This is a genomic window from Heliobacterium mobile (genome assembly GCF_009720735.1).
GTDB classification, from domain to species: domain Bacteria; phylum Bacillota; class Desulfitobacteriia; order Heliobacteriales; family Heliobacteriaceae; genus Heliobacterium; species Heliobacterium mobile.
Genome location: NZ_WNKU01000009.1, coordinates 57251 through 71735, shown reverse-complemented (window position 1 = coordinate 71735; position 14485 = coordinate 57251). Strand labels below are relative to the sequence as shown.

Annotated in this window: 13 protein-coding genes; 4 read left to right on the top strand and 9 right to left on the bottom strand. The window is 51.5% G+C overall.

Translation table 11 applies throughout. The features are described 5' to 3' along the window. Window positions 1–67: 67 nt before the first annotated feature. The 8 genes from nifN to GJ688_RS09490 all read right to left on the bottom strand — a co-directional run bounded on the left by nifN (window position 68) and on the right by GJ688_RS09490 (window position 8115). Entirely contained in the window at window positions 68–1366 is a 1299-nt protein-coding gene (gene nifN / locus GJ688_RS09525; protein ID WP_155476380.1) for a nitrogenase iron-molybdenum cofactor biosynthesis protein NifN, read from the bottom strand. Between the two features lie 40 nt (window positions 1367–1406). Continuing rightward, window positions 1407–2768: a nitrogenase iron-molybdenum cofactor biosynthesis protein NifE gene (gene nifE / locus GJ688_RS09520; RefSeq protein WP_170291838.1), complete on the bottom strand. Its 1362-nt coding sequence runs from the start codon at window positions 2766–2768 to the stop codon at window positions 1407–1409. Between the two features lie 109 nt (window positions 2769–2877). After that, window positions 2878–4320: a nitrogenase molybdenum-iron protein subunit beta gene (gene nifK, locus GJ688_RS09515; RefSeq protein ID WP_155476317.1), complete on the bottom strand. Its 1443-nt coding sequence runs from the start codon at window positions 4318–4320 to the stop codon at window positions 2878–2880. Next, window positions 4320–5786 (bottom strand): nitrogenase molybdenum-iron protein alpha chain, encoded by a 1467-nt coding sequence (gene nifD / locus GJ688_RS09510; protein WP_155476316.1) that lies wholly within the window; start codon window positions 5784–5786, stop codon window positions 4320–4322. The genes nifK and nifD overlap by 1 nt, the downstream gene beginning before the upstream one ends. A gap of 66 nt (window positions 5787–5852) precedes the next feature. Then, window positions 5853–6707, bottom strand: a complete 855-nt coding sequence (nifH, locus tag GJ688_RS09505; protein WP_155476315.1) for a nitrogenase iron protein — start codon at window positions 6705–6707, stop codon at window positions 5853–5855. Window positions 6708–6735: 28 nt separating this feature from the next. Beyond that, window positions 6736–7119 carry a P-II family nitrogen regulator gene (locus tag GJ688_RS09500; protein WP_155476314.1) on the bottom strand — a complete coding sequence of 128 codons (384 nt, stop codon included), beginning with the start codon at window positions 7117–7119 and terminating at the stop codon, window positions 6736–6738. Between the two features lie 3 nt (window positions 7120–7122). Beyond that, window positions 7123–7440 carry a P-II family nitrogen regulator gene (locus GJ688_RS09495; RefSeq protein WP_155476313.1) on the bottom strand — a complete coding sequence of 106 codons (318 nt, stop codon included), beginning with the start codon at window positions 7438–7440 and terminating at the stop codon, window positions 7123–7125. Window positions 7441–7671: 231 nt separating this feature from the next. Next, on the bottom strand, window positions 7672–8115 hold the full coding sequence (locus GJ688_RS09490; protein ID WP_155476312.1) for a HutP family protein: 444 nt from the start codon (window positions 8113–8115) through the stop codon (window positions 7672–7674). Between the two features lie 596 nt (window positions 8116–8711). Here GJ688_RS09490 and GJ688_RS21330 point away from each other — a divergent pair. Next, window positions 8712–9725, top strand: coding sequence for a methyl-accepting chemotaxis protein (locus tag GJ688_RS21330; protein WP_328597348.1), 1014 nt, complete (start codon window positions 8712–8714; stop codon window positions 9723–9725). A 204-nt stretch (window positions 9726–9929) separates the two neighbouring features. Next, window positions 9930–10145 (top strand): hypothetical protein, encoded by a 216-nt coding sequence (locus GJ688_RS09480; RefSeq protein ID WP_155476311.1) that lies wholly within the window; start codon window positions 9930–9932, stop codon window positions 10143–10145. A gap of 8 nt (window positions 10146–10153) precedes the next feature. Here GJ688_RS09480 and GJ688_RS09475 read toward each other — a convergent pair whose 3' ends face one another. Continuing rightward, window positions 10154–12172 (bottom strand): molybdopterin-dependent oxidoreductase, encoded by a 2019-nt coding sequence (locus GJ688_RS09475; protein WP_155476310.1) that lies wholly within the window; start codon window positions 12170–12172, stop codon window positions 10154–10156. Window positions 12173–12437: 265 nt separating this feature from the next. Between GJ688_RS09475 and nifX the strand changes: the two genes are divergently transcribed. Together nifX and GJ688_RS09465 are read left to right on the top strand one after the other, a co-directional pair. Beyond that, complete coding sequence (gene nifX / locus GJ688_RS09470) at window positions 12438–12812, top strand: nitrogen fixation protein NifX (protein ID WP_155476377.1); 375 nt, start codon at window positions 12438–12440, stop codon at window positions 12810–12812. A gap of 20 nt (window positions 12813–12832) precedes the next feature. Next, window positions 12833–14413 carry a hypothetical protein gene (locus tag GJ688_RS09465; RefSeq protein ID WP_155476309.1) on the top strand — a complete coding sequence of 527 codons (1581 nt, stop codon included), beginning with the start codon at window positions 12833–12835 and terminating at the stop codon, window positions 14411–14413. Window positions 14414–14485: the final 72 nt, after the last annotated feature.

Genomic DNA, 14485 nt, shown 5'->3' with positions numbered 1-14485 from the left:
GAAAGGGACCGATTTATTCGGCTATATTTCTGGTTATATATTTAATGAAGGAATTCGGATTAACTCCTTATCCTGCCATGGCGTTCAAGCAATCATATAAGAACTGCTGTGTACCGCGATAACCGATCCATACTTTTTGGGACATCCCGGCCCGGTCAAAGACCGGTAGCCCGGCTCTCAGGTGAGGAATTTTTAGAGGAAGCGCTGCTTGACGAGCATTGGAGTTTGCGATGATCAGATGACTACCAGGGGCTCGCTCTTCCAGGTGCTCCAGATCGCCCACATCAACGGCGTATTGAGAGGGGAAGGTGAAGTTGGGGAGGACGTTTTCATGGAGTGCTGTTGCCGCTAGGGCTACTTGAATGACTGCTCCGACTTCGACGAGGCAGTTGGCTAAAGAGATGAGCAGGTCTGATTCTAAGGCGATAGCGATTCGTTTTTGGCCGAGTTGGTCATGATAATCGGCCAAAGTATCTAACAGGCGACTCCGCTGCCGGAGCAACCGCTCCGGAATGGGCCGGCCTGAGAGTTGGCAAAGTTTAAGGTAGAAGGTATCCACCGCTTCGAGACCGGTCAGAGAAGGTACGGCGATATGGGGTACACCGTGCCGCTTTTGCAAGGATTCTCCGACGACGGCCATGCTGGGCCCAAAAGAGAAGGAGGCGATGCACCCGGGAATTCGCCGGATATCTTCCAGCGTAATGCCCCCTTGAACCACCGGTGCCGGTTCTAGCTCAAAATGGCCGTCGAGAGATGTGGAGATGTCGGGAAGGACTAAGGGCGTCAACCCAAACAGAGAGACTGTGTCTTTGAGTTCCTCCACATCGGCCGGAGTAAAATGGGCTCCGGGGAACAAGGCTACCGTATTTGACTCCCTAGGAGCGGGGTCAACCGTAAGCGTATCCAACAAGGCGAGAACCGTGCGCTGGTACCCTTCTTGCAGGGAACCGATGTAGTCGGGGGTTTTAGCCAACACGACCGGTTTTTCGATCAAATCGGGCCGCTCTTGACGCAAGCTGGCCAAGGCGCTGACCATGTCGTCGCCGAAGGTTTCCGTTAAGCCGGAACTCATGACACCGATGATCCGTGGCTGAAATTTATCAGCCGCTTTGGCGATACCTTTTTTTAGGTGTTCCCAGCCTCCGAAGATGGCTGTATCTTCGAGAAGGGCTGTCGAGTTTAAGGGAATCGGCTCCTTGAAGTGTCGCGAGAGCTGCAACCGGATGAAGGTGGAGCAACCTTGTGATCCGTGCAAAAGGGCTAAGAGACCGTCGACGCCCATATAGGCGATGGTGGCACCTAAGGCAGGGCTGTTTTTCTGAGGGTTGCCAGTGTAGCTGCGAGGTTCTGCTACCGGACCGGTCATCGTTGAACAGCCGTTGATGCTGCCATATACGTTGACTGCTTTACTCATTGACCGTCACCTCCGGCGGAAAAGCCACCCTCATTTTCTCCCAGACGGGGCTGAATACAGTACGGGCAACGGCGTTGGCGAAGGTGATCATCCCGGCGTAGCCGGCATAGGGCAGGCTGCGTCCGTGGTTAATATCCAGAAAAGGAGTCCGGGTCTTATGGGCTAGGTACTTCGTTTTGCCTCCGGCCACGATGAGGTCGGGGCTTTTTTCTTTGATCAGGGTCAGGAATCCGGCGGCACTGGTATCTTCGATGATATGAGCCGTCGGGTCCATCAAGGCTTTCATTCGTAAGAAGTCATCCGGTGTGGAGTTCTGCGTACCACCAGCCAGTACATCGATCCCTAATTCCCGCAGGGTCGTGACCATGGACCAGGTTTTCACGCCACCGGTGAAGAGGACGGCTCTCTTGCCGCTGAGTCGCGCCTTAAGGGGTTCGATGACGGCTCGCGTTTCTGCTTCCTTCTGGAAAATATGGGCTTCCGTCCGTTCGATCAGGTCGGCGTCTCCGAAGGCGTTGGCGATGGCTCGGAGTGTAGCACTTGTATCGTGGATGCCGTAGAAGGATCCTTCGATGTATGGAATTCCATATTTTTGTTCCATCTGTTTGACCAGGTTGGTCAAGCTCTTTGAGCAAACCAGCACATTCAGTTTGGCTCGGTGGGCCGTGCGGATGTCGTCAAAACGAGCATCGCCGCTGATGCACGCTTGCAGCTTAATACCGATAGCCTCTAATGAGGGCTGGATCCCCCACAAGTCGCCGGCGATGTTGTATTCACCGATGAAGTTGATGGCGAAAGGGTGGACTGTTTCTGGTTCAGCCGTGCCGATGATCTGGCGGAAGAGGACTTCGCCGGCGACACGGTTGCCGATGTTTTTATCGCCCATAAAACCAGGAGCGTTTACCGGGATGACCGGAACTGAGACGTCTTTTTGCGCTTCCTTACAGGCCGTTTCCAGATCGTCTCCGATTAAAGCCGAGACACAGGTGGCATAGACGAATACCGCTTTGGGCTGGTGTTTCCGGGCCACGTCGATGATGGCTTGAATGAGCTTCTTTTCTCCGCCGTAGACGACATCCATTTCCATCAGGTCTGTCGTCAATCCGCGGCGATAGAGTTGAGGTCCCGAAGATTTGGCGCCCCGATTGTCCCAGGAGTTCCCTGCGCAAGCGATGGGACCATGGACAACGTGAGCGGCATCGGTCACCGGCATGAGGACGACTCTTGCGCCGTCGAATGCACAGGAACGCTCAGCACCTTCACCGGGCAGAGCTTTCATACACAGTTTCGGCGCCCCTTTATCAGTAAGGGGACATGTTTCTTTTAAGTCCAGTTTGGTAAGATTGACAAACACCGGTGACACCTCCTATATCACTGTTCCTCGGTTGTTTTTAGGTACCCCGGTGGCGGGCCGGTGGCGAATCCGCCACCGGAGCCGAATCCAACCTGGAGCATTAAAAGGTTTAGCGCAGCAGTTCGAAGAATCTGTCGGGGCAGGTCCGATCGGTCTGTTCCATGAAGGTGTTCGCGATCATGGTGACCAAGTTGATGGCGCCTTCGTAGCCAACGATGGGGCTGCGGTGCATGTTCACGCGGTCGACAATCGGGAAGCCGATGCGAACGAGGGGGATGTTGGCATCTTTCGCATCGAACTTGCCGTGGGAATCACCCAGCAGCATGTCGACCGGTTCCGTCATCAGCAGGGAGCGCAGGTGCCAGAGGTCGCGACCGGTGTGTACGGTAGCTTCTTTGCCGAAGGGGCTGCCGTCGAGGACCTTTTGCAGTTCTTTCCGGAAGGCTTCCGTACCGTTGGTGCAGACGATGTGTACGGGAATACCACCCATTTCGAGCAGGAAGCCCGTCAGACCTAAGAGCAGGTCCGGGTCGCCAAACATGGCAAATCGTTTGCCGTGGATGTACTGGTGAGCGTCGGTAGCCGAGTCAACAGCGCGACCGCGTTCTTTTTCCAGTTCAGCCGGTATAGGTTTACCGGTCATTTCAGACAGCGCCATCAGGAAGTTGTCTGTATTCTTGATACCGATCGGCATGGTGACCATTTCGGTGTTGATTTTTTGGACGTTTTTGACGAATTTGTAAGTACCGGAAGTGGAGAACTTCTGGGTGAAGATGAAGCCGGAAGCGTTGAGCGCATCGGCCAGTTCCGCCATAGTGGTCCCTTTCGGGTACATGTTGTACTCACCCGTATGCGGTGCATCCATGGCTTCTTCGGCGTCAGGCAGTACGGTCAAGGGGATGCCCATCGCACGAACAAGCTTCTTGTATTCCCGAAGGTTACCGGGATAGGTGTCAAAGCCAGGAACCAGGTACAGGCGACCATTGGTCCATTTGCCATGACGGGTGTCGGCGAGGGATTGCAGCAGGGCTTTCAGCATGTTATCAAAGCCGGTGATGTGGGAGCCTACGAAGGAGGGCGTTTGGGCAAAGGCGATGGGGAAGTCTTTCGGAATCGACTCGGCGGCACGAGCGTTATTGATAAAGGCGTTCAAGTCATCACCGATAACTTCGGCCATACAGGTGGTGAACACAGCCATCATGGAAGGTTTGTAGACTTGGTAGGCGTTTTTCAGACCTTCGATCAGGTTGTTCTGACCGCCGAAGACGGCTGAGTCTTCCGTCATGGAGTCTGATACGGTGGGAATCGGCTCCCGGAAGTGACGGTTCAAGGTGTTGCGGAAATAGGCGGCGCAGCCTTGGGAACCGTGTACGAAGGGCAGGCAGCCTTCGATGCCGAGGGCGCAAAGGAGCGCTCCAAGGGGTTGACAAGCTTTGGCCGGGTTAATGGAGAGCGCTTTGCGGGCAAAGTTTTTCTCTTTGTATTCGACAGAGTTCAGGTATTCAACGGCTGCTTTTGTCGACGTGCAGGCACAGGTTGTGTTCTCGCTCATTAGCGCACCTCCTTCACGGTTTCTTTCTTCCAGGGAGCCTTCGCTAAGCCCCAGGTCGGGCTGCTCAGTGCGATATCCATGTCACGGGCGAAGATGGGGAAGCCGTCATAAGCGTGGTAGGGGCCGGAGTAATCCCAGGAGTGCATCTGACGGAAGGGATAGCCCATCTTTTCGAAGACATATTTTTCTTTGACACCGGATCCGATCAGGTCGGGTTTCATCCGGTTGACGAACTCTTCCAGTTCGTAAGCGGTGACATCGTCATAGATGACGGTGTTATCGCCCATCATAGGCATGGTGCGGTCATAGTCGTCTTTATGAGCGAACTCGTAACCGGTACCGACGACTTCCATACCGAGGTCTTCGTAAGCGCCGATGACGTGGCGGGGACGGAGACCACCGACATAGAGCATGACTTTTTTGCCTTCGAGACGGGGGCGATATTTGTCAATGACGGCCTGCATCATCGGTTCATACTTAGCGATAACCGCTTCGGCTTTCTCTTGGATGGTTTCGTCGAAGCGAGCAGCGATGGCCCGGATCGATTGCTTGATTTTGGTGGGGCCGAAGAAGTTGAATTCCATATGGGGAATGCCATATGTTTCTTCCATGTGTTTACAAATGTAGTTCATACTACGATAACAGTGAATCAGGTTCAATTTGACTTGGTGGGCCGTTTGCAGCATCTCGATGGTGGAGTCACCCGTCCAGACGTTGCGAACACGGAGGCCCATCTCTTCGAGAATCTTGATGGAGGCCCAAGCGTCACCACCGATGTTGTAGTCGCCGATGAGGGACACATCATAGGGGCCGACTTCTTCTTCTCGCTCTTTTTTACCGAGCAGGTGGTCGCGAACCGCATCGTTGGCAATGTGGTGGCCTAAGGACTGGCTGATACCGCGGAAACCTTCGCAGCGGACAGGAACGATAGGCAGATCCAGTTCCTTGCTCATCTTTTTAGAGACGCTCTCAATGTCATCACCGATGAGGCCGACAGGACACTCGGACATGACGGAGATCCCTTTGACGGTGGGGAACAGTTCCTTGACTTCCCGGCAGATTTGCTCCAATTTCTTGTCGCCGCCGTAAACGATGTCGTTTTCAGAGAAGTCAGAGGTAAACTGGAAAGGCACGAAGTTGTTCACACCCAGTTCCCCTTCCGCTAGGTTACGGCGGTTACCCCAGGAGTAGTAGCCGCAACCGACAGGGCCGTGGGAGATGTGGATCATATCTTTGACAGGGCCGAAGACAACGCCCTTGGCACCGGCGTAGGCGCAACCACGGGCGGTCATCAGACCCGGAACGGTTTTCGAGTTCGATTTGACGGAGCAGGAGGCGCAGCCCTCTGTTTTAACGGTGATGTGCTTGGCGCGCATCTTTTTCGCACGATCGGGGTATGCCGACAGGACTTCATCCACCATCTCTGGTGTGGCTGGGGTATATTTCGGCGTTTCTTGCTCAGCCATGAAAGCTACACCTCTTTCTTTCTAAAGAATGTACGATGAGACCGATAGGGGAGAGAGAAGGGGCGATTAGCCCAGTTTGGCCATCGCCGTTTCTTCGTCTTCCAGGATGCCGTAGGAGATGAGGAGGTCTTCCAGTTCGTCCATGGAAAGCGGTGTGGGAACAACGAGCATTTTGTTCTCGTCGATTTTCTTGGCCAGAGCGCGATATTCGTCGGCTTGGGGATGTTCGGGAGAGTATTCGATAACGGTCATGCGGCGCAGTTCGGCCCGTTGCACTTGGTTGTCGCGGGGCAGGAAGTGAATCATTTGCGTGCCCAGACGGCTGGCCAACTCGGCAATCAGTTCGTATTCCTTGTCGGTTTTACGGCTGTTACAGATGAGGCCGCCGAGGCGAACTTTACCGGTAGCAGCGTATTTAAGGATACCGCGGGCGATGTTGTTAGCCGCGTACATGGCCATCATTTCACCGGAGGTAACGATGTAGATCTCTTGGGCTTTGTTTTCACGAATCGGCATGGCGAAACCGCCGCAGACAACGTCACCGAGAACGTCGTAGAACACATAGTCCAGGTCAGGGGTGTAAGCGCCGTTTTCTTCGAGGAAGTTGATGGCGGTGATAACACCGCGGCCGGCACAGCCTACACCAGGTTCGGGACCGCCGGACTCGGCGCAGCGGATGTCGGCGAAACCGGTGAGGAGAACGTCTTCCAGTTCGAGGTCTTCCACAGTACCTTTTTCACGGGCTAGGTCCATAACCGTGGCTTGGGCTTTAGAGTGAAGAATCAACCGAGTCGAGTCGGCCTTGGGGTCACAACCGACGATCATGATTTTTTTGCCCATCTCGGCGAGGGCGGAGACGGTGTTTTGGGTGGTCGTGGATTTACCGATACCACCTTTTCCGTAAATGGCTATCTGACGCATTGCGAATTCCTCCTTTTGTTGGTGGGCCTTAGCTTACCGCTTGAGCGCCCCGCTCTTCTGTCCGAACACGAACGACTTCTTCCAAGGGACAGACAAATACTTTTCCATCGCCAATGTGTCCCGTTTTGTTGGCCAGCATGATGGCATCGACAGCACTGGAGACTTGGTCATCTTGGACGATGATAGTGATCATTCGTTTGGGGATCCATTTGATTTCCGGCTCCATATTTTGCAAGGCACTTGCAAGCTTGTTCATCTCGGGGTCCACTTCAGCGGCCCATCCGCCAATCCCCTTTTGTTTCCCACGGCCTTCGACACTTTGGATGGTCATGGCCGAGAAGCCGGCTTCTTCAAGGGCCTTTTTGGTAGCCGGCAGCTGATGCCGGCGAATGAACGCCACGATTTCCTTCATGGTTTATAACCCCCTTGCCCCCGTACGTACGGTGTAGGCTTCTTCTACCGGGGTAACGAAGATTTTGCCGTCACCCATGGAACCGGTTTTGCCGGCTTCGACGATGATTTGAACGGCTTTTTCCACGCTTTCGTCTTCGACGACCATCAGAAGCATCGTTTTCGGGAACTCATCATAGACGACGTCGCCAATGCGCATTCCTTTGGTTTTGCCGCGACCAAAGACGTGCATCTTGGTCAGAGAGAACAGATTTTCTTGGGCTAATGCTTCAGCGATAACTTCCGCCCGTTCCGGCCGGATAATGGCGCGGATCATTTTCATGGGTAAACGCCTCCCTCAATTTTCTTAAGATTGTGATAACAAGGAACATATGGGTGTGAACGATTTGCTGGGCATCACCTCCTTAGCGACTGCAGCCCCAGGGAAACAAAAAGAGTCCTTGGTTTTTGGGTGCCAAGGGCTCTCTATCTCACTGACTCGCTACGACCCGCTATCGGGTCGGCGCCCATAATGAAGTTTTTAGGATGGGGAACTTTTTTGATAGGTAAGTTTCTAGAGATGCATAAATCCCAACCCGACCCTGCAGTGTTCGGTAAGTGGATGCACGGAGGACTTGCCAAAGATCCCCACCGCTAACCACCTTCCATCACTGATCACGCTAATTTTCAGTGCCAGGCTGGCGTTTTGTGCATAATCCAGAAATATGCCTCTTAGTGCTTCGATAGTTGCATGGATTACAGCATGGACGTTTTCTGGTTTACTCTCAATCACTTTGGCCTTGAGCGCCGCGGTAACCACCGAGTTGGTTAATTTACCGGAGGTTTGAAGAGCACCGATGGTGCCTCCAACTTCTGTAACCACACAAGGAAGATGCCAAGTCTCTCCGTAGTATTGGCGAAGACGAAATTCGCTCTCTCGCGTTTCACTCATCGCCAACATCATCGCGGCGCGTTCCAAAGAGGGTTTTGGTCGGCTCTCGTGGATATTTTCCTTCATTTACCTTGCCCCCTTATTCGCGCGTGAGCCCGATAAAACAAAAACGCCATTCCGAAGCGGTTAACTTCAGAATGGCGTCTCTGCCATCGTTTTCTTAATCTCTGTGGCTTAAAGATACTCCCAATTGATACCTTCTGTCACCTCTGATTTTCGAGCTAAAAAGGACGGTTTTACACGAATATAACATTCGTGCTCAAAATATCTCCCGTTATCTCCTGATTTCAGAATGAACCATGTTTTTAAATTCAAATATAATCAGGAGAATCCTATTTATGAGAGGAACTGATATGTGTGGAAAGCCAAAGACAGCGATTGAATATTTGCTTGCAATAAGAAGGCAGTTTATGTTGGAGAGTTATAGTCATATAAGGTTTCCCACGGCAAGCGCTCATTACAGGTATTGGGAAGGATTAAAATATTGTTTCGGGCCAGATTGCGTTTCCTGTAATAATATGGGAAAATAGTGTGGTGAATTTTCACTATGGAACGACGATGTTCCGTGCACATCTCAGCATAAGATATGTCGGGCATCGTTTTGTTTTTTAGAGAAAAAGTGTGAAAGTGAAAGAAGGCGATAAGAAAAAGGAGAGCGAAACATGATGACTGGAAACCATGTGAACGTGTCGGCGCTGCTTAAAAAATTGAACACCGGTACAAGTCGGATGCGCCAATCTGTGAACACGATCGATCGGATTACCAAAAAAACGAATTTGATTGCATTGAATTCGGCGATCGAAGCAGCACGGGCTGGTGAAGCTGGCCGCGGCTTCCGGGTGGTCGCCGAAGAGATTCGTGGTCTCGCTGACCATAGTTTTCAAGTGACCAAGGATAGTTCCGATATTATCAGTGAGATACAGTTGACGGCGATGCAAGTTATCGCTGTTCGTACCGCTGATGTTGCTTTCGATACGATAGACAAAATCGATCGCAATTTGTTTGAACGCAACTGTGACGTGCAAGCCTGGGCGACCTTTAAAGAGATCATCAACTGCGTATCTGGAGAAGAACCGGATCGGCAATCACTGGCAACACAATTGATGGGAAAGATTATTGAAATCTATGAGGTCTACCACGACCTCTATCTCGCCGACGTACAGGGGAATATGGTAGCCGTAGGGAAAAATCAAGGGTTGGTCGGGAAAAATGTGTCTCATGAAGAGTGGTTTCGGGAGACCTTACAGTCCGGTAAGGTCTATGTGACCGATCTGTACTATTCGAATACGTTACAGAAGCCGACGATCGCATACTCCTGTCCGGTACGGGAAAAAGACGGACGAATCATCGGTATTTTCTCTACACGATTCAATTGGGATTACATCTACGATATCATTGATTCGGCTAAAGTTAGCCCCGAGGGAAAGCTCTTTGTCGTCAATAAAGCGGGAATGGTCATTGGAACTCGAGATCGCCAGGGCATTTTGGAGACCGATTTGAGCAGCATATCGGCAGTGCAAAAGGCGATCTCTGGGGAACAATATGGATATACATTAGAACAAGAAATGAATGGGAAGGTTCAAATTTATGGATATGCCCACACCAAAGGTTATAATGCTTATTCCGGTAAGAATTGGTCTGCTGTCGTCAAAGAAGTAATGGAGACTGGAAAATAGTCACCGAAATCTCGAATGCATTCCTTGAAATAGGAATGGAGTAGAATTGAAAAAAAGAACTAAGTGGAATACAATGAGAACATAACAGAGCGCAAACAGACAGGACTATCTTGATTGCTTGCCAATGAGGGCTCTCGAAATGCTTAACACAGCTTTCGGAGCCCTTTTTGATTCCGTTTTGATTCAGGATGGTAGGTGAAGTGTATGTATTGGTTGCTGGTGTTCAACCCCAATGAAATCTTCGATTTTCAAGTCCTTGACTTTGACCGCAACGAGGAAGTTGTTTATCGAACCATGTATGACTACATGAATACGGGCATTTATCCGCAGAAAAAGATGATCATCCTGCAAGCACCATCATCGGCAGCTGCCTTACATTTAGCGGCGAAAAACCGTAGTTTATATCGCGGTACGAAATAAGAGCCAAGTCACTCCCATTTCCTTACGGTCACTCTCGTTTCATAATAGGGAGATCCCGAACCGACGTCGCTGACCAGATCTAGCGTGAGTACGTTGGCGCTGCTGTCGCTAAGGAGCCACTTCCCCCGTGGGAAGACAATCGTATCTCTGCGTTGCCGCTCATCGAAGTGGACCCGGGCCTTCGTCTTTCCGACGAGGCTGGTAATCTCCACAATATCTGATTCTGCAATTCCCCGTTTCGATGCTTCCGAGGGGTGCATCCTGATCAGTGTCATTTCTGATTGGTCCTCCGGGGTCAATTCGGAACAGAGCCAATCAAAAGGGGAGACTGACAGCAGGTGATAGGGATAGATACTGTCAATATCCCTATTCTCGGCAGAAATCAAGCTTTCTTTTACGGGATCGGCAATGGGTAATCCACTATGAACAGGACTGGAATGTTTATCGGGCAGTGTAAAATCCGTCATAAACCGGAACTTGCCGGAAGGTGTGGGAAAGACGCGATCTTGATAAGGGACGAGTGGCGCCCCTGGCATACGTACATAACCTGACCACAAGTCGTCTAGGGCAACGCCTTGCGATAGCGTCGGCGCCAGCAACAATGACAGCCACTGTTCCGGGGGCCGATTAAAATCTCTGGCAAAAGGAAAGCGCGATGCCAAAGCCCGGAACATTTCGAAATCGGATTTACACTCGCCCAGCGGTTCAATCGCCCGGTTGACCGGTCCGATGTAGTTATGGCCGTAACTGGCGACGATATCCTGTTCTTCCAAAAAGGTCGTGCTCGGCAGGAAGATATGAGCGTGCCTTGCCGTATCGTCCAGAAAGTGGCCGGAAACAACGACAAAGGGCGTCTTCGCAAAAGCTTCCGCAACCTTGTTGGCATTCGGCGCCATGCAGACGGGATTACCGGCTGTAACGAAGATCATCTCGATCGGGGGTGGTTGGGCGTCAAGGATCTCCTGACCGATGCGGGGCATCAGGAAGCGCCGGCGATCTGGATGGAGATGATCGTCCGTCCAAGAGAGATCAAAGGGCGCATACTCTTCAAAGCCCTGGCTGATACCGCCGCCAGGTACGCCGATGATGCCGGCGATGGCACCAAGCCCGTCAATCGCACGGATCCCATGATGAGCATGGGCCCAGCGGTGCAGTCCCCAGCCGAGCAAAATCGCCGTAGGGAACTGGTCGATCAAAACATGGGCGAGCAATTCGATCTGATCTACCGGAACATCACATCGATCCGCTAACTCATCGACGGTGAAAGGATCTAAAATATGCTGAAACGCTTCAAATCCTTCGCTGCACTCAGTGAGAAAAAAGCGATTCGCCTTCCCAAGATCGAGAATTCGTTTCGCCGCAGCCATAGCTAAGAAGGCGTCAGTTCCCGGGGCCGGTTGGATGTGGTGATCACAATGCTTTCGGGTCTCCGAAGCGACGGGGTCGATCAGGATGACTGTGCCACCGGCTTTTCGGATCCGGGCCATGATGGGAAGCAGATAGGGGTTCGTTGCCGCTGGATTTCGCCCCCAGAGAATCATCGACCGGCTGTTCTGATGGTCGAGGGGATCGTGAGAGATGCGCTCACCAAAGTCCAAATTTTGCGATGCCTGGCCAGTTCCGCCGCATAAGGTACCACGAGTACCGGTGACTCCGCCGAAGAGATTAAAAAAGCGCTCATTCAGAAGTTTCAAGGCGGTACGTTGAGCAAAACCACGGTAATACAAGAGGGCTTCCGCCCCGTGGCGGGATTTGATATTATTCATTCGCCAAGCGATCTCATCAAGAGCCTCATCCCAGGAGATGCGACGCCACCGATCGCCTTCCCGTCGAAGGGGACTCGTCACCCGTTCAGGGCTGTAGGCTCGTTCAACGAATTTAGCGCATTTGTGGCAGCCTTGACTGCTGATCGGATGGGCGCGGTTGCCGAGCAAGGAGCGGACCCGGCCATTTTCCACCTTGGCAATAAGCCCGCAAGCATTCGGGCAATCGCGGGTACAAGTCGTGATGATTTCGCGGGTGGACATAACATTCCTCCTCTCCCTTCCTCCGTTGCTTTTTTTCGCATATTCGCTAGCTATGGACAATTCCCTCTTTGTGACAAGCGATGGAAGGGAATTCCCTTATTCGCTTGACGGATCATTTGTAATTCCTTATGATAAGGGAAAAATAATCGATTTAAAACGAGGTAGAGTCTCACTGGCGAGATCGTCTGTTCGAAAGACTGGGAGTCCTAGAACAATCGGTCTCGCCTTGTTGTTTCCAACCGGGATGGTGAAGGGAGATGATGGCATGCGCATCGCTTTTGCCACGGATAATCAAAAGGAGATCGACGCCCATTTTGGTCAAGCAGAAGCATTCGCCATCTTCGAGGTGACCCCGCATGGATATGAGAGCCGGGGATTTGCATTTCCTCAAGAACAGCAGTCTTCTGAAACCGATAAGATCGTTGCCCGTCTGGAAGTCCTGCGAGGCTGCTCCTTGGTCTATTGCACCGATATCGGCGGTCCGGCGGCGGCCCGTTTGATCCAAGAAAAAATGCATCCTTTGAAAGTCGAAGCCGGCACTCCTTTTGAATATGAATTGCAACGCTTGCAAAAGGCTTTAGCCGGGAATCTTCCACCATGGCTGTGCAAAATCGTACATAGGTCAGACGAACACAGGTAACTGATTCGGAAGGAAAGGTGATGAACCTGATGGGGAAGGAGGATCGGGAATACAGCAATCAAGAGATCCCTCAGGTATCGGTTATCGCCTTTCGGACTTGTCCAATCTGCCGGAAGAAACATAGCCAAAAAGTATGTGAGCAGATTTCTGAGGCAGATTTGGTGCATACCGATGCCATGCTGGTTGGCAAATGGTTGTATCCCATTCCAAAACTAACTTGTTGTGACGGTGCAATCGAGGCTACCCATGCCAAGCTGTTATGGATAATTCCGCAACCGGGCGAATCGGTACCCTTTCGAATCGGCTCGAAAGATATTCCTGCCGTTTCCGAGAAGACCAGCCTCTATGGCGAGATCATATCGCCCAAGCGTCTGGCTGAACTGCAAAACCTATGGATCGCTCAAGAATGTCTCTGGTTAGAGAAAAAAGAGGAATATGTAAAGCACAGCTCGGCCTTTTTTCACTCTTGCTGGCCTCAACCGGCGAAAGAAATGGATCCTTGGCAAATGGTCGATCTGTTAGACGAACTGAACATGCTGCCGGAAGATCTAAAAAACCTCACGAGAGACAAGTCCGTCCGGACGCGACCCCGGGGAGATAAGAAGCGCTACATGGTGGTCAAGCGAATCAAAGATTATGTGATTCGTGAGTTTCCCAAATCGCACCTAGACCTGTTTTTTTACCACACCGTCGATAGAATCATCTATTTTTCGCTGCTTCCCGGGATCTATTCGGGAAAATGGGATGTGCTCACTTACGAGACAAGCCTGGGCCAAACCCTGCTGTCCTTCCTGCTGCTTACCTTTCCACTGATCGATCAACTGCGCTATTTGCGTACCGAGGCGACGGTTGCCTTGCTCTCCGGTACTGAGGGGAATCACGAATCGGAACTGAGGCGGTATGTAAAGCTAGTCAAAAAACAACTGACTGAAAAGGAAGCCTCACTGCAGAGGGTAACGGTAGAACTACAGCAAACACGGGAGCGAACAGCCTTACTGGAGAAAAAGCTATATGAAGCCAAAGAAGAGGTACGGAAACTGCAAGAGCAATTAGTGGCCCTGCGAAAGGAAGCCTCGGAAACTGACTATATCCGAAAAATTAAGAATTTAAAGGGCTTGATCGACGATTTGCAATCGGAAATCAGCCGATATCAAACCGAACAAAAAAAGAATTCACCGGCGAATTCCCCATCGAATCTACCGGTGAATCGATCAGACGAACTAGCCGATGTCATGTTTTTGGGGCAAAGACGTGCTGAACAACCACTTCATATAGACGTTCTGAAAGGAAAGACTGTCGGTATCTTTGGGGCGCTTCGAGACCATGGTGAACGGGAAAAGTTACCTTTCCGGATTCTCTGTCAGGACGGGGAAAAGCAAGCTGAATGCAAGAGGATTCTGCCTCAGTGTGATGCAATCGTGGTGTTAACCCAGCATATCGCTCACGGGACCATGTGGATGATCAAAGAATATGCCGCGATGACAAGTAAACCGCTGATATTCTCCCGCCACACAAGCATTCCGCTCATCTTGCAGCAGTTGTCTCAAGTGTTGCCGAGAGAAGATGCTAACACATTATTTTCCCCTGAAGACAGAGGCTGAACGTTCTCAACTCATCCCATATCTTTCGCGCTTCAATACCCGAAAAAGTGATTAGAATGTATTAGATTATGA

What these genes read in the sequence shown, in the direction of transcription:
- nifN (WP_155476380.1), bottom strand. Translation starts at nt 1,366, where the DNA reads ATGACCGGTCCGGTAGCAGAACCTCGCAGCTACACTGGCAACCCTCAG.
- nifK (WP_155476317.1), bottom strand. Translation starts at nt 4,320, where the DNA reads ATGAGCGAGAACACAACCTGTGCCTGCACGTCGACAAAAGCAGCCGTT.
- nifD (WP_155476316.1), bottom strand. Translation starts at nt 5,786, where the DNA reads ATGGCTGAGCAAGAAACGCCGAAATATACCCCAGCCACACCAGAGATG.
- nifH (WP_155476315.1), bottom strand. Translation starts at nt 6,707, where the DNA reads ATGCGTCAGATAGCCATTTACGGAAAAGGTGGTATCGGTAAATCCACG.
- GJ688_RS09500 (WP_155476314.1), bottom strand. Translation starts at nt 7,119, where the DNA reads ATGAAGGAAATCGTGGCGTTCATTCGCCGGCATCAGCTGCCGGCTACC.
- GJ688_RS09495 (WP_155476313.1), bottom strand. Translation starts at nt 7,440, where the DNA reads ATGAAAATGATCCGCGCCATTATCCGGCCGGAACGGGCGGAAGTTATC.
- GJ688_RS09490 (WP_155476312.1), bottom strand. Translation starts at nt 8,115, where the DNA reads ATGAAGGAAAATATCCACGAGAGCCGACCAAAACCCTCTTTGGAACGC.
- GJ688_RS21330 (WP_328597348.1), top strand. Translation starts at nt 8,712, where the DNA reads ATGATGACTGGAAACCATGTGAACGTGTCGGCGCTGCTTAAAAAATTG.
- GJ688_RS09480 (WP_155476311.1), top strand. Translation starts at nt 9,930, where the DNA reads ATGTATTGGTTGCTGGTGTTCAACCCCAATGAAATCTTCGATTTTCAA.
- GJ688_RS09475 (WP_155476310.1), bottom strand. Translation starts at nt 12,172, where the DNA reads ATGTCCACCCGCGAAATCATCACGACTTGTACCCGCGATTGCCCGAAT.
- nifX (WP_155476377.1), top strand. Translation starts at nt 12,438, where the DNA reads ATGCGCATCGCTTTTGCCACGGATAATCAAAAGGAGATCGACGCCCAT.
- GJ688_RS09465 (WP_155476309.1), top strand. Translation starts at nt 12,833, where the DNA reads ATGAACCTGATGGGGAAGGAGGATCGGGAATACAGCAATCAAGAGATC.